The sequence below is a fragment of the Paenibacillus sp. FSL R5-0486 genome (assembly GCF_037975155.1).
Lineage (GTDB): Bacteria > Bacillota > Bacilli > Paenibacillales > Paenibacillaceae > Paenibacillus > Paenibacillus amylolyticus.
On record NZ_CP150237.1, the window covers coordinates 453575 to 477432 of the forward strand.

Genomic DNA, 23858 nt, shown 5'->3' on the forward strand with positions numbered 1-23858 from the left:
ATAACTGTAGCCCCAAAGACTCCAAATCCACTGCATAGATGGGTTTAGAGTCTTTGGCGCGCTTTCATTCTTTTCATCTATTAGGTTCTTTCCTTCATGCCTAATCATATCTAATCAATCACGGGGTCTCGGTTCCTTGATGTTCCTAGTTGTTCCTTCATTTTTCGTATCCTTTCATGCCTTATTCTCTCTGATTATCAATTCATCCGTGCCTCAAGTCGTCTTGCGACAATGGACAGCGCGTAGTTGATGGCAAAATACAATACGGCTGCGAGCAGCAGGGCCGGGATAATGTAATCAAAACTTTGACCGCCAAGGATCTGCACGTTGTGCATCAGTTCCGGCAGAGAGATGATGATCGCCAGTGAAGTATCCTTCAGGAGTGAGATGAACTGGCTGACCATCGGCGGGGACATGCGGCGTAGCGCCTGTGGCATGATGATGCCACCGAGAGTCTGCATGTAACTCAGGCCCGAGGAGCGGGCAGCTTCCACCTGACCGCGCTCAACAGACTTCAGACCGCTACGGACGATCTCGGCGATCATCGCGCCTTCAAACAGACTCAGTCCAACAACTGTGGACCAGAAGACGGACATTTTAATCCCGAGCTGTGGAAGCACCATGTGGATGAAGAAAATGATGAGCAACAGCGGCAGATTTCGGATCGTGTCCACGATCACTGCCACGATCTGTGACAGAACAGGGATACGGGTAAACCGGATCGTACCCAGCACAGTGCCGAGCACAAAGCTGAATATAATGGATAGCCCTGCTACCTGCAGGGTAATCAGGAATCCTTGAAGCAGGAAACGAAGGTTGGGCCACGCATAGGCCCCGCTAAAGTCCATATTTTATTAGCCTCCTTCTGTATGCAGGAATGGAATATCGAAGATCAATAGATGGGGCATGGACTGTATATAAAGCAACTCAAGCACCGTAGCAGTGAATTACAATATGCACTGTGACATGATCACCAATGCCAGCAAAACACAGACGATCCAGTACTCATTTAAACCACATGGACAAGCCAATATATTTCCCTAAAAATCTGCGCAGGTACAAGTCAATCTGTTACATGGTGACCTGACCTGCCGGTTTGTTCTTTTTCGGTTTGCCCTTGGTGCTGCGCGCCTCTGCATCACTCTGTCCAAACCTGCGCTCCATATAATGCACCAGGAAGCTGAGTGGTAGCGTCAGCACCAGATAGAACAGCGCAACAATGGTGTACACACTTAGCGGCTGGAACGTATCCGAGTTAACCAGGTCGGCAAAATACATAAGATCCATACCAGCGACAACGGCAAGAATGGATGAGTTTTTGACCAAATTGATGAACTGATTGCCGATGGACGGCAGTACAATCTTGATGGCCTGGGGCAGAATGATCAGGTTCATGGCCTGTACATAGGACAAACCTGAAGACCTTGCTGCTTCCAGTTGTCCACGCGGCACGGTCTGAATGCCCGCTCGGATTGCTTCGGCAATGAAAGCGGCGGTGTAGATGGTCAAACCCAGAGTACCGGAGACAAATCCATCCAGCGAGATGCCTAGTGCAGGCAGTCCAAGATAGAAGAAAAACACAACCAGCAACAATGGGATGTTTCGGATAAATTCCACAAAAGCCGTGCCGATCCAGTTCAGCGGTTTCACAGGGGATATCCGAAAGATAGCCAGGATCGCGCCAAGGATAAAGCTGCCAATGAGAGCCATAATGCTCACTTGAATCGTATTCAGGAACCCTTCCAGAAAACGATCCGAGTGTCGCATCAGTACGCTGAAATCCAATGTGCCCATATAGGCGAAGCCTCCGTTCTCCAGATGTAGAAACGGCGATTACGTCTGCTCATGCTTCGCATCCAGCAGACGAATTCGCCGCTTAACTATCTTAATTCGGGTTACTCGGGCTTGGAGCCGAGCCATTTCTCATGTAATGTGTCATATTCCCCGCTGTCTTTCATGCTTTTGAGCAGCGTGTTGACTTCCTCCACGAAGGCAGTGTCACCTTTGCGAATGGCCATACCATAAGGTTCGCTTGTGAAATTGCCACCAACCAATTGGAAGCTGTTATCCGTCTGTTGCATACCGATGAGGATGATGTTATCTGTGGTCAGCGCTTCGCCTTTACCTGCTTTGAGAGCAGTGAATGCATCCTGATAGTTATCGAATTCAAGCACCTCAGCATCCGGGGCTTTCTCGCGAATGTTCTGAGCGGATGTGGAGCCTTTCACCGCGAGTACTTTCACCCCGCTGAGGCTTTCCAGGCCGGTAATCGCACTGTCGTTTTTCACCAGCAGGGATTGGCCTGCCTCGAAATAAACATCACTGAAATCTACCTGTTCCTTACGCTCATCCGTAATTGTCATCGTGGCGATGATGATGTCGATGTCTCCATTTTGCAGCATGGGAATACGTGTCTTGGAAGTGACCTCTTTCAGTTCGACCTTGGTCTCATCTCCAAGGATTTGTTTGGCGAGTGCTTTGGCGATATCAATATCGAATCCTTCAACGTTGCCACTTGCGGGATCTTTCAAGCCAAACAGCTTCGTATCGTATTTCACACCGGCGATGAGCTTGCCGCGTTCCTTAATCCGCTCAATCGTGCCTTTCGCCTCGGCATCGCCACCACCGCTCGCTGAAGGTGTATCTGTACCTGTACTACAACCTGACAATACAAGGGAGAGAATGAGGACAAGCATAAATGATGGCCATTTCAATAATTTCTTCATGAATAAAGACCCCTTTCAAAATGGAATAGTGGATTATTCTCAATGATGAATCAGACGGCTCAGGAATTGCTGTGCTCGTTCTTCTCTGGGGTTGTCAAAAAATTCAGCAGCGTTGGCCTCTTCTACAATTCGGCCTTCGTCCATGAAGATGACCCGGTCCGCAACTTCACGGGCGAATCCCATCTCATGGGTAACGACGACCATGGTCATGCCATTATGGGCAAGGGAACGCATAACATCGAGGACTTCCCCGATCATCTCGGGATCGAGAGCAGAGGTAGGTTCGTCAAAAAGCATGATTTTGGGCTCCATGGCGAGTCCTCTGGCGATGGCTACCCGTTGCTGCTGTCCACCGGACAACTGGGAGGGATAACTGTCTGCTTTGTCGGCAATGCCCACCCGGGTCAGATACTTCATTGCTGTTGCGGCTGCCTGTTCTTTGGGTTGTTTGCGCACCTTCATGGGTGCAAGGGTAATGTTATCGATGACTTTTTTGTGAGGATAAAGATTGAAGTGTTGAAATACCATGCCGATGTCACGGCGGAAGAGGTTAATGTCCACCTTTTTCTGATGTAGAGGAATCCCACTGACGACAAGTTCACCTTCGGTTATGGTCTCCAGGCGGTTAATACAGCGGAGTAACGTGCTTTTGCCGGAGCCGGAAGGTCCGATAATGACGACGACTTCTCCTTCTTCAATGTGAAGATGGATATCCTTGAGGACATGAAAATGACCGAAATGTTTCTGGACACCCCTAAATTCAATCAAGAGTACACCCCATCCTTTCTGCAACGTCTGTGTGTAAAAGGAATAATAAGGAATAAATTGAAACTAGTTATTTAATCATACATAGTCATCCTGCTTGTGGCAATTGGTTTGTGATAAAACATGACATAAGTAATGGGTTCCCTAGGGCTATAGCCAGAAAATATGTTATATATCTGTCATGTTATTAAACTCCTTGTGACGAATCCTGACAGAAAAATGAATCTATTCTCCTAGTTGCTTTCCAACCTTTGGAATAGTTGTATAGAGTATACTGAAAGTGATGTTTGATTTATGACTCTGATTAACAAAACAAATAGCATCAAGTTCCACGTGTACATGGCAAAAAAGCTCAACCCTACACGTCATGCCATTGATATGATGGAGCGAGAGAGCGTCCGTTTGAACGTAAGTAAGGAAAGTAAAAGCGATGTATTGATCCCATAACAATTCCATTACATGTAGAGAGGATGATTCTGCACGATGAATACATATCACTCCCCAATGTCGACAGGAGCAAGTGCCCAGTCCGATGTTCGAGCTTATGAAGCTAATTTGCCCGTCATTCCTGCTCAGGATTTTCAGCTTACAGACTATGGAGCTGTTGGAGACGGCGTAACAGATAATACGGAGATGTTCCGACTTGCCATCGCTTCATGTGCTGAAGCAGGAGGTGGGAGAATCGTAATTCCTGCCGGGGTATGGCTCACAGGCCCGATTGTAATGCGTAGCCGGATCGAACTACATGTGGAAGCAGGGGCACTGGTTACGTTTAGCCGAGATTTTGATCAATACCCATTAATTGCATCAAGCTTCGAAGGATGGCAGGTGGTCCGTTGCCAATCCCCGATCGATGGTGATCAACTGGAGGATATTGCGATTACTGGTGAGGGGATATGGGATGGGGGCGGGGAGGCATGGCGTCCGGTGAAACGCTCCAAAATGACCACTTCACAATGGAACCAATTGGTCGCTTCCGGTGGTGTTGTAGAGCAATCCGGCGGAGATGAAGAAATCTGGTGGCCTACCACAGCTGCACTTGAAGGCGGCACCATCGCGAATCGATTGCATCAGGAGCAGGTGCGTGATGTCGCTGCCTATGAAGAAGTCAGAGACTTTTTACGTCCCAACATGGTCAGTTTACGGAGATGCAAACGGGTACTGCTGGACGGTCCAACGTTTCAGAACTCGCCTGCATGGAATCTGCACCCCTGGGCATCTGAGCATGTCACCATTCGTAACGTGAGAGTGCGGAATCCGTGGTTTTCTCAGAATGGAGATGGGCTGGACGTTGAATCCTGCTGTCATGTGGTAGTGGAGAATAGTGTATTCGATGTCGGTGATGATGCGATCTGTCTGAAATCAGGCAAGGATGCCGAAGGCCGTGAACTGGGTCTTCCATCGGAGTTCATCACCATTCGGGATTGCACGGTGTATCACGGTCATGGCGGGTTTGTAATTGGCAGTGAAATGTCCGGTGGTGTGCGGCATGTGCGTGTGTCGGATTGTACGTTTATCGGAACGGACATTGGACTTCGCTTCAAAAGCGCACGTGGGCGCGGCGGAGTGGTTGAGGACATTCAGATTGAGCGCATATATATGAAAGATATCATTATGGAAGCGATCTCGTTTTCCTTTTTCTATGCAAATCAGGAAGGGTCTGCCCGGGGCAGTGATCTATCTCAGGAGATTAGCGAAGAGACGCCGGTGTTCCGGGATATTCGAATATCGGATGTGGTCTGTGCGGGTGCCGACACTGCGTTGCTTGTGAGTGGATTGCCGGAACAGCCTTTGGATGGGGTGATCATCCAGCGTTACAACGTGCAAGCTCGCAGTGGTATCCAATGTGCTCATGCGAAACATCTGCATATCGCTGAATTGCAAGCGCAGATCACCGAAGGTCCGTTGGTTCATTTGCACCAGTGCAAAGGGGCGGAGCTAGAGAGCATTCAGGGAAAAGGTGCGGATGGCCGACTTCTGATGGTGACCGGACACGAGTCCGCAGGCATTGTATGTCGTGAAGGCGATGCAGACACAGACGGTCGTCAGATCTCTGTGGGTCCCGAGGTACGAAGTGGTGTGATCATTCGCAGATAAAAAGTATGTAGTAGGGTTATACAATTTGGTCCAATTCAGCCGTAGTGGTGCAGCCATGATCCAGTAATCGTGATGCCTTTTGATATAAGGAGTACGTAATCTCTGGAGCGAGGCTACCCACTCGGCTTTTATATCCAGTACCTCTGGTTCTACATATCGCCCAATGGGCTTGATCATTCGTGGTTTCACCCGTACCCATTCTACGTTATAAAATGCCGGCTGAAGACTCAGCCAGTCCCCGAGATAGGTGACCTCCTCCTCGAATGTTTCTGGATAGGGTCCTTGTTCTAATACAGTTTTAATTTGATAAGGCGGACAGAAGGGCAGCTCATCATAGATGGCATCCAGTAATGCGATCCATTTGGTATTGTTCATGCTGGAGACCATGTGTCTGAGCTGAACTTCTTTCATTACTTTTTGCTTGTGCAGATTGGCATTCATGGACATGGAGATCGCTTCTTTCTCTGCTATGGATATCTGATGATCTACCGGTGTTCCTTGCGATAGCGCAGCGGTGTTGTACCGGTAACCTGTTTGAATGTTTTGTTAAAATGAGCCGTATGCTCAAATCCTACCTTCTCAGCGATCATCTGGACACGCTCTTGTGTGGACAGCAATCTTCGTTGTGCCTCCCGGACACGAACAACACGCAAATATTCGCTAAACCGAAACCCCGTAAATCGGCTGAACATTCGGCTCAGATAGGATGGACTGATATAAAAACGATTGGCTGCACCCTCCAGCGTAAGTGGTTCGGTATAGTTTTTATTCACATAAGTGACGATTTCACTGATTTTGTCCTGCATCGGATGCAAGGGACTGGGGCATGACTGCCGGATGTCCTCCTCTACCCGATGAATACGGATCAAAAGTTGGGCAAGCAGACTTCTTACGGCGATCTCATAGTGAGGGCGTCGCTCTTTGCATTCTTGCAGCATCTGCCACAATATACGTTCCATCTCGGGCTGTTCCGCTTCAGGCAGGCGAAGGAGTCTTGAACAATTAAAAGGCAGCAGACCACATATGCCAAGTTCCATCCCCGTTGCAAAAGCAGGAGAAAAACCGATTAATATCCGTTCGAAGCCGGGAATATTTCCTTTGGAGGTGGTATGTACATCGTGTGGATTAATCAGAATAAAATCACCCTTGCGGGCGGACAGAATCTGACCATTCATGGAATACACTCGTTCACCTTCAAGTAAGTAATACAGTTCGTAGAATGGATGAGCGTGAGGTTGTGGCATACCATTCCCATCATGTCTGCGCATATGTTCAATGGTAAATGAATGTTCACCGATTCGGTATTTGGGTCCAATCCGGTCCTCTATGAGACTCATGGTACAGCTCCCCTCTGCTTCACGGATTAACAACGATATCCATATCATAACGGAACATCCATCTTTTTGTAAACGCTATCATTGGAAATGAAATATTTCTTTAATCCTATCGTTAAATACCGAGAGAATGAATTCGGCATGGCACTTATGTGCTGTCAAGGTGACAAAACTTGAATGATGTTTTAGAGTAGGGGGAGAGAGGCGAAACTCTGGTTAAGGAGTGTCTCCAATATGATTTGGAAGGAAGGAAACAGGTTATGACGACACATGAATTATCGCCATTGGTTGCTGCGCTCAATATGCAACCTCACGTTGAAGGCGGTTGGTATAAGGAAGAATGGAAGGCATCTTATCAGATTCCTCAGTCCGTTCTGCCGGATACATACTCCGGCCCACGATTCTCGGCAAGTTCCACGTATTTCCTGCTACATGCACATGAAATCTCCGAGTGGCATACGGTTCTGTCCGATGAACTTTGGCTGTGGCACAGCGGCAGTCCAGTTGAACTGAAGCTGGGTGGCAATGGGGAGAACCCGGAGAATGAGGAAGTTCTTGTTCTGGGGATGGATATTGCTGCGGGGCAATCACCACAGGTGCTCGTTCCTGCCGGCGTATGGCAGACAGCGCGTCCGCTGGGCGATGAGCCTGTACTGGTAACTTGCGTAGTAGCGCCAGGTTTCCACTTTGATGATTTCAAGCTGGTATCCAAAAGCGAATAGGTTTTGATATGTGAAAATCCCGATCCGAGATGCTCAGTGCATCCGAATCGGGATTTTTTTGGATTGAGCGTATTAAGTATGCTGAGGTCTAACCCAGTTCGGGGATGTAGGATTCCCTTTTGGATCAGCATCACTTTTGGCAATAACTAATCACTTCGGATTCTCGTTACTCATCCAGCTGTCCACATAAAACTCCTCATGATAATCCGGTTGCTGAGCGAGTTCTTTGAGCTTCTGTTCAGCTTCTTCAGCGGTAAGATATTCTCCAATAACTGCTGTAAACTCACCAGTGGACGTTTTGAGGAAAGAGATGTCCTCATCCGGATAGGATTCTTTAATTATACCCATCGATTCTCCAAAAGGCATTGATTCTGTGCGGAGAGAGTATACCTTCCGAGGTGTGACCGGTTTGCCGTCGGAAGTCAATTTCACTTCCAGGTATCCAGGGTTCTTGAATTCCGTTACGGCATACTGTACCCCTTCTTTTAAAACAACTACGAATCCGACGGAAGAGTCGTCTAAAATCATGGAACCATAAACATCTTTCACTAAAGGCTGGGTCATGAAGTCGGCTTTGACTTTCTTTATATCCATGTAACGTGCACCGCTAAAAGTGAAGAGGATACGATTCGGTGCTTCTTTGTGTACCACATTATAATGGGGTGCATCATTAGTCTGATTTTGCTCGTCGGTGCTAAAATTGATTTTAAGCGTATTTTCGGTTGCCTCCGATCCCACAGTTACTCCATCGGTAATCTTGCCGCCATCGCCAAATTGCAACACCTGAACAATAGATCCAACCACAGGTATTTTGGACATGGCGTTTGCTACGGAAGGGATGTTGACTATCAACAGAAAAGCGGCACACGCTGCCAGAATGGAAGCGTAGCGAATGATACGGGAGGAGCTTTTGCGAGCGGCAGCCTTTTGCTGGGCTTGACGAATAACATCAGTAAGTTGAGCTGGAATTTCAATGTTTTCGTAACGTTCTTTACCTGTCATAGATCTCCAACCTCTCCTTCAATTAAATCCATTTTTAATTTGTTGATAATCCGATAGAATTTTGACTTAACGGTATTCTCCGACAGGGAGAGCACTTCAGCGATCTCCCGGAAACGCATATTACCAAAGAACTTTAATATAATATAGGCTCTATCTTCGGGCACGAGTCGATCCAGTGCGTCATATAGATCCATTTTTTCTTCCAGCGACGCCCCTCGCTCTGGAGCCACAAACTCCTGCACATGATCCTCCATATAGGTCACTCGCTGGTTACGTCGAATATGATCTATCGCTGTGTTAATCACAATTCGTGACATCCAGGAATCAAAATAAGTCATGGACTCCATCTTTCCATAAGCGATGTACCCTTTATAGACCGCTTCGGATACGATATCCAGCGCTTCTTGTTCATTTTTAACATAGCAGTATGCCAGTCGATATAATTTATTTTGAATCTCTGTTATTTTTTCGCTGAACTGTTCTTCTTTTGTCTTTCTATGGTTCAGTCTAATCACTCCTGATCCCCCCTGATCAACCTAAATATTCAAGTCACCGCTCGTTCCAGGCCTGGATTCTATATAAGTGCTTGAGTTCGCTTGACACTCGTTAGACTGATGAGGAGAAGAAATAGTTCTAAACGTTCAAAAAAATTTTTTTTCTTTCGGCCCTGAAGAGGATAACGAGCCTCGCCTCCATTCTTAACAACGAATAGTTTGCCTATAACATCACATACCAAAACACCCGCTCTTCTAAGATCGAAGGCGGGTGTAATCGAATTAATTTGCTTATATTAGAAGTTAAAGTTGTCTGGATCAGAACCAAAGCGTTTATTCTCGTTCAGACTGTTAATCTGCTCTACTTCTTCCGAAGTTAACTCAAAATCATAGAGATCAGCATTCGCGTGAATACGCTCAGGCGTAACGGATTTTGGTATCGTCACGATGCCGTTCTGCAGATCCCAGCGCAGAATTACTTGTGCGGGGGACTTGCTGTATTTGGCTGCGATATCCTTCAGCAACGGATGATCCATCAGATGACCATGTCCGAGCGGAGACCAGGCTTCGATCTGAATCTGATGTTTGTTGCAGTACTCACGAAGCTCTGACTGAATCAATAGTGGGTGAAGCTCCACCTGATTAACTGCTGGTTTGATCGTGGCATCGATCATCAAGTCTTCCAGATGGTGAATCTGGAAGTTGCTCACACCGATCGCCCGGATGCGTCCTTCTTTATGAAGTTTCTCCAGCGCTCGCCATGTATCTTTGTACTTGCCCTTAACCGGCCAGTGGATGAGATAGAGATCCAGATACTCCAGTTCGAGTCGTTCCATGCTGGCTTCGAAGGCAGCCAGCGTAGATTCATATCCCTGATCACTATTCCATACTTTAGTGGTAATGAACAGATCCTCACGAGCTACTCCAGATTCACGAATACCCTGAGCGACACCTGTTTCGTTGTTATACGCTTTGGCTGTGTCGATGCTGCGATAACCAGCTTGAATGGCTGTTTTGACAGCATGAACGACTTCGTCTCCGTCTTTAACTTTGAATACCCCAAAACCCAGCCATGGCATTTTGACTCCGTTATAGAGCGTGGTTGTGTCCTGCACGTGTTTCATGGTCCGAAATTCCTCCTCTTATTGATTCATTGTTCCACTATGTAATTACCCTGCTGTTCAGCAGCCAATCGATATCGAAGGGCCGTCTTGATTGATTATACTAAAATCTGCCTGGTCTTGGAAAAGGGAGCGATCCGATTTACGAAGTAAACGCCGCTATTATCCTTTTTCTTCAACCAGAGGTTTGGTTTTGACGCTTGTGGGTGATAAGATGAAGTATACGAAATATGGAAGTCAAGACTTTGTAATTGGAGAGTTTACATAAGAACAGACGAAGTACGGAATCGGGTATAGACCAGACCGTACGATTAACGATAAAGGAGCAAGAATATAATGGCTAAACCTAAACAAACCAAAAAAGCAGCTGCCTGGTCTCTCGTGGTAATGGGAGCAGGATTTGCTGCATCCTTGCCGTTCCAGGGCGTTCCTGTGGGCAAGTTGCTGGTAGGATCATTTGAAGCGGGACTCGTGGGTGGACTTGCGGACTGGTTCGCCGTTACCGCATTATTCCGTCACCCGCTGGGTATTCCCATTCCACACACGGCATTGCTGCCGAAAAATCGCGATAAAATGACGGAAGGTCTGGTCTCCGCAGTAGAGAATAACTTGCTCAACAAAGACAGCATTACCGAGAAAATTGCAGATTTCAAAGCAGCAGAGACGGTGCTCGATACGTTGACCCGTGAGCTTCACAGTGACGGGATCAAGACGATGATTGATACACTCTGCAAACGAATTCTGGCTGGTCTGCCGTTAGAGCAGATTGCTCCGCTCGTGGCACGTGAGATCAAGTCACAAGCGGGAGCCTTTGATCTGGGTCCGATTCTGGAACGGGCTGCCCACCAGATGACAGAGCGGGGTTACGACGCCAAAGCGCTGGACTACGGACTGAAGCAAGCCGAGGAGTGGCTGGTTAAACCCGAGACGATCATGTTTTTGGGTGAAAGCGGCATGAAAGCCATCAGCGGCATTCAGATGAACGGATTGATGCAGTTTGCGATGAATGCGTTCCTTGGTTATATGAACGAGGAGCGTCTGGGTGGTATTTTACAAGGATATCTCTTCGATCGGGTAGAGGATATGAAACGTGAAGGCAGCGCTCTAAGATACAAGGTGCTTGATATGGTACGTACCCAGACGGTGCGTCTGGCAATGAGCGAGGCTATGCAAGATGGAATCAACAGCTGGAAGAACAATATGCTGGAGGGCTGGAACGCAGAGGAAACGGTGCTGAACAAACTCACCGAACTGAGAGACAAGGCGCTCGCCGCGATGGAAGATGGACAGTATGTAGATACGTATGCACTGCCTGCCATTGAGCGGGTATTGATTGATCTGCGGGCAGATAACGAGTTGATGACAGGCATGAATGCCAAGATCGTAAATGGCGTCACAACACTGCTGGAGAAAAATCATTCCAAAATCGGTAAACTGGTACGCGAAAATGTGGACAAAATGGACAATGCCACTTTGGTTTCGATGATTGAGGATAAGGTTGGACAGGATCTGCAATGGATTCGGATCAACGGAGCCGTTACCGGATTTGTTATCGGGATTGCGCTGACTGCGCTGCAGATGGCATTGGCATAACCTAAAAGAGCCACCCTTGAAGTAATGGGGCAAGGCTCTTTTTGTTATGCAAATATCAATGGAGATATAGATACGCATCTTTTTTCTATTTAGAGGTTAACTGCTTGGCTTGCCCCGGCAGATCGTCCGCTGTGACCTCTTCCCAGTGTGTAACACCACGCAGCGTGGATACATATAGTTTCAGATAGGCCCCATTTTTGAGTAGCTTACTGGTGGAGAAGCTTAGTGTTTTTGATTTTCCTTCGTCTGTATAGCCGATCAGTTCATAAGCATATCTGCCATTGTCATCCTTGTTGACTGTAGTCTGATTCACAGTGGTATAGTAGGTTGTTTTGCCGGCAGGGTTATCGGGAGTCAATTTAGCAGGGTCCATGAAGAAGAGCCACAGGCAAGTCAGAATAACGAGTACCAATGCGAGAATAGTGAATGCTTTTTTCATGTTCTTGTCCTCCTTTGATCTCGGTAAATTTAGGACGATGCGATGTCTTTATATTTCAGGCGGCGGATCGACCAGGTAGCAAACAGAAGGATAAAGAGACTGTTCATGAAAAGAAAGACGATATTCTCCGAGGATGTCAGTCCCTTTTGACTCAGAACGCCCATGCCTATAGTTAACAAGGAGTAGGGGAATAACATGCCGATTTTCAGCACATACATGCCTAGTCCCAGAAAGACTGCACAAAGGCTGATGCCAATTGGCGTCGCAAAGCTTCTTATCCGGATCGACAACCCTAGTTGCAGTGCAGCAATAGAGATAGAGGCAAACCATCCTCGCAGGCTCCATACGACGGTCTCCATCGGGAACGGACCCGGAATGACGAACAGTTTGCCTGCTGCCCAGTACATGAGCATGAAGAAGGCTTGAGCCGAGAAGATCAATATGCCAACAATGACCAACTTGGCAACAAATAGGCTGGTGACTGACACTGGAGAAGCCAGAATCATATTCCAGTTGCGATTGCTGTGTTCCAGGCGGCATACAAAGGCACAACAGATAGCGATCAGGATGGGCAGGAAGAATTCTCCGTAAAACAAACTGACCTGTGTCCACAGGCTGTACCACCCGTTTTGTAAAGCCGCTTGATTGAAATAAAAGTTAAAGCATCCGATAAGCAGACTGATAATAGGCAGAATGGCCAGTACCAGGCTGATCCGGGAATGCCGAAGTTTAAGCCATTCTGCGGAAATGCTCCTCAGCATGTGTTCCCCTCCTCAAATCTCTTGTCTTGAAGCATGAATATTCCCTGCAAAATAGAAGATGGCAGCCATCAACAAGGCGGCTAAGAAAAGACCGACAGGCAGCATACCCGATACATAGGTACCCGAAGATGCGCTGTAAATATAAGTGACTGGATTCAGATCCATGTAGTAAGACCAGATGAAAAGGTGACGTACACCTGCTGGAAACAACCCCGATGTTGTTCCGATGAATCCGCCCAGCATACCCAGACATAACGCAAAAGCCTGATTGCGTACTGTAAGAGACAACCATTGCTGAAGAGCGGTGATGGCGAGTGTAGTTAGCATTGTGCCAATAGCGAACTGCACAAGCAGGGAAAGTGGCAGCGGACCGGAAATATTTTTGGATAAACCGAAACCGACAATGAACACAGCTTGCGCAAGGATACCATAAAGGATCAGGCTGTTCGCACATATGTATTTGGCTGTGTAGACATGATTACGTCCGGTGTTGGTCGTCATTAGCATCTTCCAGGTGTTCCCCTTATGCTCCATATCACAGATGCGGGATACAACGATAGCCGATATAATGGGCAGAAACAGACCGTTCATGGAAGCGATGCTGAAGATCAAGGCTTCCCAGCTCGCATTGGTTGCACTTCGGGAGATGGAGATACTCATGGACATGGAGGCCCAGATCATCTCAGCGGCTAGAAAAAGAGATAGCATGACCCAGATCTTTTTGCGGCGGATTTTAAAATACTCTAGGGATAGAGCTTTCATTACAGGCTCCGCTCCTTTCCGGTCAGATCCAGGAATATACCTTCCAGACTTTTCTTGTATTCCTCGATACGAATCACAGGAATATCGTGTTGTACCAGCACTTTATTCATCTGCGAGACTTCTTCGTCACGAAGGTAGTCGAACACCAGTTGTTTGCCCTGGACTGTAGGCATGTAGCCTTGAGTCAAAAGGATTTTTTCCGCCCTTGCCGTATCCGTCGTCTGAAAACGTATGGTAGCCTTGTTATTGGCCTGAAGACTCTGCATGCTTCCCTGAAACAGAAGTTTGCCATCACTGATAATGCCGACTGAGGTAGCAATCTGTTCGATCTCTGATAACAGGTGGCTGGATAGCAGGACTGTTATGCCGTATTGACCTGGAAGGGACTTGATCAATTCCCTGATCTCACCGATCCCGGACGGATCAAGTCCGTTCGTAGGTTCATCCAGAATAAGCAGGCTTGGGAAGGCAAGCAGGGCCATGGCAATACCGAGTCTTTGCTTCATCCCCAGCGAATACTGATCGGCCTGTTTATGTTTTTGATTTTCAAGTCGAACAATTTTGAGAGCTTCATCAATATTTTTGTTCGGTACGTTCCGTAGTCGCTGCATGACTTTCATATTCTCAAGTCCAGTCAAGTGGCCGTAATAAGATGGAGATTCGATCAGTGAACCTGTCTGATTCAGAATGGAAGGGCGATGTTTATTCAGATCTTTGCCAAACACCTTTACAGTGCCTTCGGTAGGTTTGATCAAACCCAACAGCATTTTTAATGTGGTTGTTTTGCCTGCTCCGTTCGGACCCAGGAAGCCAAAAATCTGTCCCGTCTCAACTGCCAGATTGACCTGATGTACGCGGTTAGTACCGCCATAAGATTTAGACAGGTTATGCGTTTCCACGATGGGGGAACTGTTTATCATTGATCTCAACTCCATTTCACTAATGTCTCTGTTGCTCTAAATATAGATCAGGCTTCTTGCTCGTAGCTGAAGATAACCTTACAATTACCTTAAATGGAAATGGAAAATATAGGATTAATGCCTTTATGATGTATAATAAAAAGGGTGATATCAATGGAATTATTGAAGAATAAGAAAATATTGATCGTAGATGATGAGCCCGAAATACGGGAAATGATTGAACGTTTTTTACGGAAAGAAGGTTTTTTCCGGATCTATACGGCTGGTAACTTCGTGAATGCTTTGGCGGTATGCAGACTTGAAAAGCCGGATGCAGCTATTCTGGATGTGATGCTTCCGGATGGAGATGGGTTCTCTTTGCTCTCTTCGATCCGGTCATTCTCGGACATGCCTGTTCTGTTCCTGTCTGCACGTGGTGAAGATGAGGATCGACTGCTCGGTCTGGGGCTTGGAGCAGATGATTATATGGTCAAGCCCTTTCTGCCAAGAGAGTTGATTCTCCGGCTTATGGCTATTCTGAAGCGGGTATATGCCTCCAATACGGTGGAGAGATTGCCTGTATTCCGTTTGGGTGGACAAACTATTGATCTGGAGAGCGCTGTTGTACAGAGGACAGACAGGGAGCTTCCGTTGACAGCTAAGGAGCATGCCATACTAATCAAGTTGTATGAGAATCAGGGCCGGATTGTAACCAGTGATGCCTTGTGTCAAGCTGTCTGGGGAGACGAGAGTTATGGGTATGAGAATACCCTGATGGTGCATGTTCGGCGAATCCGGGAGAAGATTGAGGAAGACCCATCCAAACCAGTATTTCTGCTGACGGTACGGGGACTTGGTTATAAATTGATGGTTCAGGAGTCTAGGTAATGGATGGCGTTGTTCGAATTCTAAGAAGGTTCGTCGGATCAACCATTCTGGTATCTGTGGTGCTGTTACTATTCAATCTGATTCTGCTAGGTTCGCTGATCTTCAAGGAAATTCATGAAGGGCCTTCCCCTGGTGCGGTTGTGAAGCAGATGGCTAGTGGCCTGAGCAAGGGAGAGCAGGGGGAATATGCGCTGGACAGCGATGGAATGCAATTGCTGGATACATATCAGGCTTGGGCGATGCTGCTTGATCCCCAAGGTAAGGTACAGTGGAGCGAACAGCTTCCGGCTGAAATCCCGCGCTCTTATAACGTGACGGATGTTGCGAAGTTCTCCCGATATTATCTTATGGAATACCCGGTGTATGTGTGGGAGCGTAAAGACGGATTATTGGTCGTAGGCTACCCCAAGAACACGTACGGAAAATACCAGTTCGACTTTTTGGCAGAGTGGCTTAAGTCATTACCTGTTCGGATCATCCTATTATTGGTGTGTAATGTGGCTCTTGCTCTTCTGGTCTCCGTATTAATTGGAACACGGGTAATCCGTAGTATTCGACCGTTGATCAATGGCATTCATGCGCTGGCAAAGGAAGAGCCTGTTCATGTCGAGACCAAGGGTATATTTAATGATCTGTCTCAAAGCATCAATTCAACATCTCGCATGCTTCAGGATAAGGATGATGCTCTTAAAGCGAGAGATGAAGCTCGATCCAACTGGATCGCAGGCATTTCTCACGATATACGGACGCCATTGTCCATGATTCTGGGTTACGCGAGCGAGTTGGAAGAGCAAGTGGATTTGCCAGCTGAGCAAAAACAGCAGGCATCCATTATTCGTCGCCAGGGTGAACGTCTGCGGTCACTGGTCAGTGATCTGAATTTGGTGTCCATGCTGGAGTATGAGATGCAGCCCTTGCAGTTGAAGTCGATTCGACTCTCTGTTCTGGCAAGACAGGTCGTGTCGGATTTTTTGAACAATGGCCTGGATGAACGTTATCCGATCTCGCTTCATGTTCAGGACGAAAGTCTTCAGGTTATGGGGGATGAGCGATTACTGTATCGTGCAGTAACGAACCTGATACATAACAGTATCAGGCATAACCCGGATGGATGTGCAATTGTGCTGGAAACGAGCCGTTCAGCGGAGGATTTATGTTGTGAATTTGTGGTATCTGATGATGGGATAGGAATTCCAAAAGAGTATCTGGACGATGTGGTGGTACTCCCTTATGCCGCAGGACGTGTACGGCCCTCCCGCCAGGGACATGGCTTGGGGCTTCCAATGGTATCAAGGATTGCAAAGGCTCATCGGGGAAGGCTTATTCTCACGAGTGACAGTGGGGAAGGGTTTAGAGCTGTATTGCAGTTGCCTGCTACTTAGAAAAACACCTGCCTTGGACAGGTGTTTAAAACTTTATACATGTAACAACGAACTATCGCAATTTTGTCATCGTCATAGTAAAAGTAATGTTTCTTGTCAAAATGACGCGAAAATCCAAAGAATGGATTTACAAAAAATAGCAAATTGTGCTAGGATGAATATAGGAAATAATTACATAAATTAAATATTTTGGGATTGTAAAGACTTGAATTCAACCTTGGTGTTTAGCTTTTTTTAAGCTATACATATAAAAAAAATTGAATGGAGGTTTTTTCAATGAAACAATTCAATCTCGAAGCATTGGGAGCAATTGAGGACATCAGTGATGATGAGCTGATGGTCATTACAGGTGCGGTATCTGTAATTGATGTTGAAGCAAGCGGCGGTGTATTCTGTACGGTAAGTCATGAATGTCATTATAATTCGGTTTCACCTTCTTCTTGGCTGACTTGTTGTTAATTTTTACTCTTATCTTCGGGCACATAGCTGATTTCAGTTATGTGCTTGATTTTGTTATATGAGGTTTTGGGCACGAACCATCCAATAGAAGGGGAGATAAAACGATGAACATACAGGAGCGGTTACATGACTCCCGGTGGAGTGATGCACTCTACTTAACGGAGAAATACAAGCAGTTTGTGCAGCGATATGCTGCCCAAGTTCCCAATGATCTCTTATTTAGCGAGGAAATTGCTGTTGATATAAATGAAAAAAATATAACTGCTGACGTTCAGCATGGGGACATGCCTGTGGAGCACACTTCCGAGTCGGAAAGGATGCAGAAATGGCTTGAAAAGTTTTTTCAGGACCAGGAGCTATTGTCCAATCGCTTCCAGGCTGAATCCATGAATATGGAGACGGTGCAGGCTATGTTTAACGATACAGGCTTCATGTACGACTTTGTGCAGATGCCCTGGCATCAGGAACTCTGCAGCACATTTCTGGAGAATGAGCATTTGGAGATCGAATATTTTATTGAGGGGAATACGGAAGAAATCCCGTTCTTTGAGTTTTCTAGACCCTTCCTGCAACGATCCATTCAGATCATGACGGACGGCTTGAATGATGGATATGAATGGCTGGACAAACGACGTGTTACTGGGCTTGTTCTGAAGACCGTCTCGGATAAAGTGTTCCACATGTCTGCCAAGACACTAATCTATGAATTAAATAAAGCGAGATTGCAAGATGAATTGAGAGGTGAGGATTCCCGGCAGCGGTATCTGCACTTTGTGAACCAGAACATGCAGTCTAGAGATCAGATTCTCTCCTTACTACTGGAATATCCTGTTCTTGCACGAGGACTTGTCGAGCACACTCTTCGGATCAGTCTGAATATGATGCGTGTTCTGGAGCGGCTGACAAGAGATCGTCGTGAACTGGAATCTTTTTTTGATTTCAAGCTGGATAAGCTGGAGGATATCGTATTTCTCGGGGATTCCCATAACGGTGGAGCTAGTGTATTGCGGTTGGCATTTGCCGAGGGGGTCAATGTCATGTACAAACCTAGGAACATGGCCATCGACACCGCTTTTGCCAGTCTGTTGCAATGGTTTAACGATCAGCGAATAGGATTACCCTTCCGTATTGCCAAATCGCTGGATCGCACCGAATATGGCTGGCAGCAATTCATTCCCTATGAGGAAGTCAACAGTCTGGAGGGAGCGGAACGCTTTTTTGAACGGCAGGGGCAGTATCTCGCTATTTTGTATGCCGTTAATGCAACAGACATGCATATGGAGAACATTGTTGCTCAGGGCGAGCATCCCTTCTTCGTCGATCTGGAATCACTGTTGCATAATCAACCTTTCAAATATGAGGAGGAGAAGGCACACTATACAGCGCTGGAGAAGACCCTTTCGATATTGAATAATTCCGTGTTAAAAACGAGCATGTTACCAACGTTGGATTCCAACGCTTTGTATCACAGTGATCTGAGCGGACTTGCAGGGGATGTGGATCAGGTACTCAATACGTATGAGATTCATGATAAAAACACCGATACCATGAGAATCCAACGAAGCAAGGTGAGTGTGAGTCGATTTAGTCATTTGCCTTCATATGAACATACACCCATTAAACCTGAGCGATATATCCAAAGTTTGAAGGAGGGTTTCTATCGCATATACAGTGCTATTATGGAGCAAAAGGAGTCATTTATCTCAACAGTCCGCAATGACTTCCATGGTTGTGCTGTACGTACCATTGTTCGTCCGACCGTTACGTATTTTACGCTGATTGAAGCCAGTTCCCATCCGAAATATCTCAGAGACGGGTTGGATAAGAATCTGTTGTTCGACATGATGTGGATGATTGTGCGGCAGGATCGTGATCGTGAAAAACTGGTGAGATATGAGTGCCATGATCTATTGCACGGCGATGTACCCATGTTCCAGACGTTTATCGGTGAGCAAATGTTGTTCCACCACTACGACAACCAAGCGATTGACGGCGTGTTTTCCTCCGATATTTTAACGCAGACCGCGGATAAAGTGCGGGCGATGAATCCCAAAGACATGGATATGCAATGGGAGTTTACCGAGCGTACAATCCAGACTAAATATGTCCTGGAACGCTCATTCGCCATGGAGAAAAGCACGGAAAGCGTCCGACCGGAAATATTGAATGAACATCAAATACACATGACCAAAGAAGAATATTTGCAAGAAGCCGTGAGGATTGGGGAGTACATAAAAGATATTGCTATTATGGGAGATGAAGGTCTTTCGGTGTCATGGATTAGTATGGGTATGGATGCAGACGAGAAGCTGATCTACAAATCTTCCGAGTTGGGGTTATATAACGGGGTAACCGGTATTGCCTATTTCTATCTGTATCTGAGTCAGGAGACAGGTGACCACAAATATATGCAGATGGTTAATCTGTGCATTCAGACTGCCTGGGAAATGATTCGCAAAAGCATCGACAAAAACATCTCATTGTTCACTGGCTACGGGTCGCTTCTCTATCTGCTGGTGCATAAAGTTAACGTATGTTCCGAGCCGGGGATCAACCCGGATACGCTGGAATTACTCGATATCTTGGACGATATGATTGATAGTGATCAGCAATTGGATGTGATCTCAGGTTGTGCGGGCACATTGATGGCATGTGTGGATATGTATACGAGCTTCCAATCGCAAAAAGCGCTGGATGTGGCTGTGCGATGCGCAGACCGATTGCTGGATCTTGCCCAGCCGATGGATCAAGGTATGGCTTGGGTGACGTCAGCGATCAATAAAACGCCACTTAGCGGTATTGCACATGGCAACGCAGGTATCTGTCTGAGTCTGGCTCGTCTATACAGTGCTACAGGCAACAAAGCCTATCTTGAAACTTGTATGGAAGGACTGAAGTATGAGGAAGCCCTCTACAGCCCTGAAGTAAACAATTGGAAAGATCTGCGGTTCACCGATGGCAACATGCCGGAAGAACACTATGTTATGTACTGGTGTAATGGCGCACCCGGTCTAGGGATCGCCCGCGTAGGGATAGCGCAGCAATTGAGGTCATTGGGAGCTATGGATACGATAGAGACAGATATCCGCAGGGCGTTAGCCAAGACGATGGAAGAAGGGTTTACAGAAGTTAGCTATTCGCTCTGCCATGGGGATATGGGCAATCTGGAGCTGTTCCTTCTCGCAGCCGATTACTTGCAGGATGAAGAGTTGAAGGAGTTCTCGGTTCAGATGGCAAATTACATTGTGACACAGGTGAGACGTGATAACCATCATTGGAGATGCGGCATTCCGGGTCGTCAGCAAATCCCGGGACTGATGCTAGGGCTTGCCGGAATTGGATATCAATTGCTCCGACTGTACAATCGTGACCTGCCTTCAGTACTGATGATGGAAGGACCAAAGGGCAAGGGGATAAGGGATATGGCTCAGACATACGCTATGGAAACGGCGTCCGCTCAGCAGCAGATGACTACTATGGAGCAGTCATCCCATATGGGGCAGCATCATGCCTGAACGGCCTGTATTCCGTCTGCGCCGGAAGAGACAACGCAAAATCCCTGTCAAACTGCAAATGAATCAATATGATTGTGGTCCCAGTTGCTTGCACATGTTACTCGCATATCATGGCTATGAAGCTGATTTCACCGATCTGAGGGAACGTTTTGCAATGATGGGAAACGGCAGGGATGGTAGCTCCATGCTCAAAATGAAAGAGGTTGCTCAGACCTATCACTTGAAAGGGATAGCCAAAAAAGCGCCTGTTGAATCACTTAACAATGATTTTCTGCCAGTCATTTGTTTCTGGGAGGACAATCATTTTGTCGTGCTTGAGCGGATCAAGACGAGTGGGCACTTCATTATTGTTGATCCGGCTTTGGGAAGGCTGGTTATCAGTACGCAGGAGTTTGCGGAGAAATATTCAGGTATTTTTTTGCTCGTATATCCGGATGAGGGCTTTGTACCCTTGTCCGAGAAAAAGATTAGTAAAGTGGCGTACTTCAAGGATTTGATTCGCAGTAACAAAAAATATTTTGGTTGGACCGTTCTACTTGCTCTGGGGCTACAATTGGTTTCGGTGGCCTTTCCGTTCTTGATGCAGGTTTCGATTGATGCGGCCACTAGCGGTGAGGGCTACTCGTTATTTCCTGTCCTGATCACCAGCATTGTGCTGTTAACCCTATTTCAGATCGGTTTCAGTTATATGAAGGATATGTGCATCGTACGGCTTCAGGAATTGTTGGATTCCCAACTGACGACAAACTTTGTCTCTCATATGCTCAAACTGCCTTATCAATATTTTGAAATTCGTTCGCGCGGGGATTTGATGCTACGGATTAATAGCAATACGACCATTCGAGAGATTTTGTCCCAGAAGATGATCTCTACGCTGATCAATCTATTTTTAATTGTTGTGACCTTCACGTATATTGTAATCCAGTCCCGTTTGATCGCTTTTACACTGCTTGGTGTTGGACTGGTTCAAATTCTTGTTTTTGTATACACACGTAGCAGATTCAAGAAACTGACACAGACCCAAATTGTTGCCCAAAGTTTGGCTGGATCATTCATGACGGAAGTGTTGGAAGGCATCTCGACCATCAAATCACTTGGGATTGAAGAGCGTACCGGGGAAAAATGGAGAGCACTATTCATGCGTCAGCTCGCAACGGTCAAGGAAAAAGCTATTTTTCAGACAAGAGTAAATACCGTGACGAATACGCTGAGTTTTATGACTCCGATGCTCATTCTGCTGGTGGGACTATATCAGATTATGCAGGGGAATATGACACTTGGTATGCTCGTTTCATTCCAGTCCCTGGCCGCGCTGTTTCTGGGGCCGCTGAACTCGCTTGCTTTGATGCTGAACGAGTTCGTGATGGCGGATGCGCTGCTGGATCGTATCTATGATGTCATTCAAGCCGAGGAAAGTAATAAATTCAAGAAGAAAACACCGACCCTCCGAGATGTAAAGCTGAATGGGGATATTACAATTGATCAGGTCAGTTTCAGGTATACCGACTACGGGGAAGATGTGCTGAAAAATATTAATATTACGATTAAAGCAGGGCAAAGGGTCGCTCTGGTTGGCAAATCAGGCTCAGGAAAGAGTACCTTGGCGAAATTGCTGGTAGGGCTGTATACGCCCACACAGGGTAATATCTATTTTGACGGCGTGGTTGTAGAAGAACTGGAGCAGCAGGATATTCGCAGCCAGATCAGTATCGTGCTTCAGGATAACTTTGTGTTTAACAACACCGTGTATGACAACATCAGGCTACATGCAGAGGGTTCAACGCTGGAGGATGTAATGTTCGCAGCGAAGCTGGCGGATATTCATGACGATATTGAGAAGATGCCAATGAAGTATAACACACTGATCTCTGAAGCGGGTTCGAATCTGTCTGGAGGGCAGAAGCAACGTGTCGCTCTCGCGCGAGCATTGGTAAGCAGACCCAAAGTTCTTCTGTTGGATGAGGCAACTAGTGCTTTGGATACTGTTACAGAAGCGACGATTGCCCATAATCTGAATATGTTGAAATGCACCCAGATTATCATTGCTCACAGACTCAGTACCATTCGAAGCGCGGACACCATATATGTACTGGATCAGGGTGTACTCGTGGATGCTGGAACACATGATGAATTGATTGGACGGTGTAAATCCTACAATGATCTCGTGTGTGAACAACTGGATGAAACCGGGGCCAGACAGTATGGATGAGGCTAGTGAGGATGATGTTGACGGAAGACAAAAGGCTTTCTTTTCTACACAATATGTGTTGAAGAGAATGCTTTTTTGTTATATATGGAAAATCCGAGAAGCTAAACTGATGCAAAATTCAGGAAATCGGGTAATATACACGCGAACACGCGTATGAATCATATTAGGAAGAAAGATACATAAAAACGATGCTCTCAGCCGATGTGGTCATGTTGATTTTGTACTATGATTCAGTTAACAGAAGCAGAAGGCATGGGTGAATGATCCTGATTCATTGGGTGCACATATACGTTGAAATCATAAGAAGAAGGTGATTGGTATGAGGCCAATACAAAAAAAGGTATGTGTATTCTTACTAATTGTGCTATCTATCTTTATTTTGGGAGGCTGTCAGAACATGAAAGAAAGTGAGAAACAGGCACTTTTTCAAGAAGCAGAAGCAAAAGCGGTCAAATATTTCAAAGACAAGTATGAGATGAACGTTGTCATTACAAGCAAGGAGTTGCTACCCGAAATGGCACTGGACTCGATTGCAATGGAAGGGCATGTGGTAGAGCAGGAGGATCAGGAGTTCACTATTTCCTATGACTATAACGATAAAAAAATCAAAAATTTTGGAATGAGCCCTGCCATCAAGGCAGCCATCATTGAGAAAGGCTACGATCCTTTTGCCAAGTAGATTGTATTGAA

Annotated in this window: 21 protein-coding genes; 9 read left to right on the forward strand and 12 right to left on the reverse strand. The window is 46.4% G+C overall.

Annotation, left to right across the window (positions count from 1 at the left end; translation table 11 throughout):
- Positions 1-197: 197 nt before the first annotated feature.
- The 4 genes from MKY01_RS02165 to MKY01_RS02180 form a co-directional block, all read right to left on the reverse strand.
- The gene (locus MKY01_RS02165; RefSeq protein WP_339190173.1) at positions 198-848 is read right to left on the reverse strand and encodes an amino acid ABC transporter permease; all 651 of its coding nucleotides are present in this window, start codon (positions 846-848) and stop codon (positions 198-200) included.
- A 223-nt stretch (positions 849-1071) separates the two neighbouring features.
- Positions 1072-1794: an amino acid ABC transporter permease gene (locus MKY01_RS02170; protein ID WP_036616642.1), complete on the reverse strand. Its 723-nt coding sequence runs from the start codon at positions 1792-1794 to the stop codon at positions 1072-1074.
- Between the two features lie 101 nt (positions 1795-1895).
- A complete protein-coding gene (locus MKY01_RS02175; RefSeq protein ID WP_017691036.1) occupies positions 1896-2726 on the reverse strand; it encodes a transporter substrate-binding domain-containing protein in 831 nt (276 codons plus the stop codon).
- 39 nt (positions 2727-2765) lie between these two features.
- Positions 2766-3494, reverse strand: coding sequence for an amino acid ABC transporter ATP-binding protein (locus MKY01_RS02180; protein WP_051449904.1), 729 nt, complete (start codon positions 3492-3494; stop codon positions 2766-2768).
- A gap of 480 nt (positions 3495-3974) precedes the next feature.
- Here MKY01_RS02180 and MKY01_RS02185 point away from each other — a divergent pair, with 480 nt between their 5' ends.
- Positions 3975-5588, forward strand: a complete 1614-nt coding sequence (locus tag MKY01_RS02185; RefSeq protein WP_339285190.1) for a glycoside hydrolase family 28 protein — start codon at positions 3975-3977, stop codon at positions 5586-5588.
- A gap of 485 nt (positions 5589-6073) precedes the next feature.
- On the opposite strand, the gene MKY01_RS02190 is transcribed toward MKY01_RS02185, so the two are convergent.
- Positions 6074-6925, reverse strand: a complete 852-nt coding sequence (locus MKY01_RS02190) for an AraC family transcriptional regulator (RefSeq protein ID WP_339285192.1) — start codon at positions 6923-6925, stop codon at positions 6074-6076.
- A 257-nt stretch (positions 6926-7182) separates the two neighbouring features.
- Here MKY01_RS02190 and MKY01_RS02195 point away from each other — a divergent pair, with 257 nt between their 5' ends.
- Positions 7183-7644, forward strand: a complete 462-nt coding sequence (locus tag MKY01_RS02195; RefSeq protein ID WP_017691032.1) for a cupin domain-containing protein — start codon at positions 7183-7185, stop codon at positions 7642-7644.
- A gap of 150 nt (positions 7645-7794) precedes the next feature.
- Here MKY01_RS02195 and MKY01_RS02200 read toward each other — a convergent pair whose 3' ends face one another.
- The 3 genes from MKY01_RS02200 to MKY01_RS02210 all read right to left on the reverse strand — a co-directional run bounded on the left by MKY01_RS02200 (position 7795) and on the right by MKY01_RS02210 (position 10264).
- Positions 7795-8646: a hypothetical protein gene (locus tag MKY01_RS02200; RefSeq protein ID WP_339285194.1), complete on the reverse strand. Its 852-nt coding sequence runs from the start codon at positions 8644-8646 to the stop codon at positions 7795-7797.
- Entirely contained in the window at positions 8643-9161 is a 519-nt protein-coding gene (locus MKY01_RS02205; protein WP_339285196.1) for a sigma-70 family RNA polymerase sigma factor, read from the reverse strand. The genes MKY01_RS02200 and MKY01_RS02205 overlap by 4 nt, the downstream gene beginning before the upstream one ends.
- A 275-nt stretch (positions 9162-9436) precedes the next feature.
- A complete protein-coding gene (locus MKY01_RS02210; protein ID WP_076319554.1) occupies positions 9437-10264 on the reverse strand; it encodes an aldo/keto reductase in 828 nt (275 codons plus the stop codon).
- A 333-nt stretch (positions 10265-10597) separates the two neighbouring features.
- Here MKY01_RS02210 and MKY01_RS02215 point away from each other — a divergent pair, with 333 nt between their 5' ends.
- Positions 10598-11854 carry a DUF445 domain-containing protein gene (locus MKY01_RS02215; RefSeq protein ID WP_339285198.1) on the forward strand — a complete coding sequence of 419 codons (1257 nt, stop codon included), beginning with the start codon at positions 10598-10600 and terminating at the stop codon, positions 11852-11854.
- An 85-nt stretch (positions 11855-11939) separates the two neighbouring features.
- Here the strand turns inward: MKY01_RS02215 and MKY01_RS02220 are convergent, their stop codons facing one another.
- The 4 genes from MKY01_RS02220 to MKY01_RS02235 are packed head-to-tail and all read right to left on the reverse strand — an operon-like array spanning position 11940 to position 14733.
- Positions 11940-12293 (reverse strand): YxeA family protein, encoded by a 354-nt coding sequence (locus MKY01_RS02220; protein ID WP_036616662.1) that lies wholly within the window; start codon positions 12291-12293, stop codon positions 11940-11942.
- 29 nt (positions 12294-12322) lie between these two features.
- Positions 12323-13054: an ABC transporter permease gene (locus MKY01_RS02225; RefSeq protein ID WP_036673135.1), complete on the reverse strand. Its 732-nt coding sequence runs from the start codon at positions 13052-13054 to the stop codon at positions 12323-12325.
- Positions 13055-13066: 12 nt separating this feature from the next.
- Positions 13067-13816, reverse strand: coding sequence for an ABC transporter permease (locus tag MKY01_RS02230; RefSeq protein WP_036673138.1), 750 nt, complete (start codon positions 13814-13816; stop codon positions 13067-13069).
- Entirely contained in the window at positions 13816-14733 is a 918-nt protein-coding gene (locus MKY01_RS02235; RefSeq protein WP_036616824.1) for an ABC transporter ATP-binding protein, read from the reverse strand. The genes MKY01_RS02230 and MKY01_RS02235 overlap by 1 nt, the downstream gene beginning before the upstream one ends.
- A gap of 156 nt (positions 14734-14889) precedes the next feature.
- Between MKY01_RS02235 and MKY01_RS02240 the strand changes: the two genes are divergently transcribed.
- The 6 genes from MKY01_RS02240 (at position 14890) to MKY01_RS02265 (ending at position 23847) form a co-directional block, all read left to right on the forward strand.
- Positions 14890-15603: a response regulator transcription factor gene (locus tag MKY01_RS02240; RefSeq protein WP_339285200.1), complete on the forward strand. Its 714-nt coding sequence runs from the start codon at positions 14890-14892 to the stop codon at positions 15601-15603.
- Positions 15603-16985, forward strand: a complete 1383-nt coding sequence (locus MKY01_RS02245) for a HAMP domain-containing sensor histidine kinase (RefSeq protein WP_036616670.1) — start codon at positions 15603-15605, stop codon at positions 16983-16985. Before MKY01_RS02240 ends, MKY01_RS02245 begins: the two co-directional genes overlap by 1 nt.
- A 276-nt stretch (positions 16986-17261) precedes the next feature.
- Complete coding sequence (locus tag MKY01_RS02250) at positions 17262-17444, forward strand: type A2 lanthipeptide (RefSeq protein WP_036616672.1); 183 nt, start codon at positions 17262-17264, stop codon at positions 17442-17444.
- A gap of 104 nt (positions 17445-17548) precedes the next feature.
- A complete protein-coding gene (locus MKY01_RS02255) occupies positions 17549-20959 on the forward strand; it encodes a type 2 lanthipeptide synthetase LanM family protein (protein ID WP_339285202.1) in 3411 nt (1136 codons plus the stop codon).
- Positions 20952-23168, forward strand: a complete 2217-nt coding sequence (locus MKY01_RS02260; RefSeq protein WP_076319548.1) for a peptidase domain-containing ABC transporter — start codon at positions 20952-20954, stop codon at positions 23166-23168. The genes MKY01_RS02255 and MKY01_RS02260 overlap by 8 nt, the downstream gene beginning before the upstream one ends.
- A 397-nt stretch (positions 23169-23565) precedes the next feature.
- A complete protein-coding gene (locus MKY01_RS02265) occupies positions 23566-23847 on the forward strand; it encodes a hypothetical protein (RefSeq protein WP_017691026.1) in 282 nt (93 codons plus the stop codon).
- Positions 23848-23858 lie beyond the last annotated feature (11 nt).

Bases quoted from the DNA above. Each gene is read 5' to 3' on its own strand.
- MKY01_RS02190 (WP_339285192.1), bottom strand. From the start codon at position 6,925: ATGAGTCTCATAGAGGACCGGATTGGACCCAAATACCGAATCGGTGAA.
- MKY01_RS02240 (WP_339285200.1), top strand. From the start codon at position 14,890: ATGGAATTATTGAAGAATAAGAAAATATTGATCGTAGATGATGAGCCC.
- MKY01_RS02185 (WP_339285190.1), top strand. From the start codon at position 3,975: ATGAATACATATCACTCCCCAATGTCGACAGGAGCAAGTGCCCAGTCC.
- MKY01_RS02195 (WP_017691032.1), top strand. From the start codon at position 7,183: ATGACGACACATGAATTATCGCCATTGGTTGCTGCGCTCAATATGCAA.
- MKY01_RS02260 (WP_076319548.1), top strand. From the start codon at position 20,952: ATGCCTGAACGGCCTGTATTCCGTCTGCGCCGGAAGAGACAACGCAAA.
- MKY01_RS02165 (WP_339190173.1), bottom strand. From the start codon at position 848: ATGGACTTTAGCGGGGCCTATGCGTGGCCCAACCTTCGTTTCCTGCTT.
- MKY01_RS02210 (WP_076319554.1), bottom strand. From the start codon at position 10,264: ATGAAACACGTGCAGGACACAACCACGCTCTATAACGGAGTCAAAATG.
- MKY01_RS02220 (WP_036616662.1), bottom strand. From the start codon at position 12,293: ATGAAAAAAGCATTCACTATTCTCGCATTGGTACTCGTTATTCTGACT.
- MKY01_RS02250 (WP_036616672.1), top strand. From the start codon at position 17,262: ATGAAACAATTCAATCTCGAAGCATTGGGAGCAATTGAGGACATCAGT.
- MKY01_RS02215 (WP_339285198.1), top strand. From the start codon at position 10,598: ATGGCTAAACCTAAACAAACCAAAAAAGCAGCTGCCTGGTCTCTCGTG.
- MKY01_RS02255 (WP_339285202.1), top strand. From the start codon at position 17,549: ATGAACATACAGGAGCGGTTACATGACTCCCGGTGGAGTGATGCACTC.
- MKY01_RS02225 (WP_036673135.1), bottom strand. From the start codon at position 13,054: ATGCTGAGGAGCATTTCCGCAGAATGGCTTAAACTTCGGCATTCCCGG.
- MKY01_RS02170 (WP_036616642.1), bottom strand. From the start codon at position 1,794: ATGGGCACATTGGATTTCAGCGTACTGATGCGACACTCGGATCGTTTT.
- MKY01_RS02200 (WP_339285194.1), bottom strand. From the start codon at position 8,646: ATGACAGGTAAAGAACGTTACGAAAACATTGAAATTCCAGCTCAACTT.
- MKY01_RS02245 (WP_036616670.1), top strand. From the start codon at position 15,603: ATGGATGGCGTTGTTCGAATTCTAAGAAGGTTCGTCGGATCAACCATT.
- MKY01_RS02230 (WP_036673138.1), bottom strand. From the start codon at position 13,816: ATGAAAGCTCTATCCCTAGAGTATTTTAAAATCCGCCGCAAAAAGATC.
- MKY01_RS02265 (WP_017691026.1), top strand. From the start codon at position 23,566: ATGAAAGAAAGTGAGAAACAGGCACTTTTTCAAGAAGCAGAAGCAAAA.
- MKY01_RS02175 (WP_017691036.1), bottom strand. From the start codon at position 2,726: ATGAAGAAATTATTGAAATGGCCATCATTTATGCTTGTCCTCATTCTC.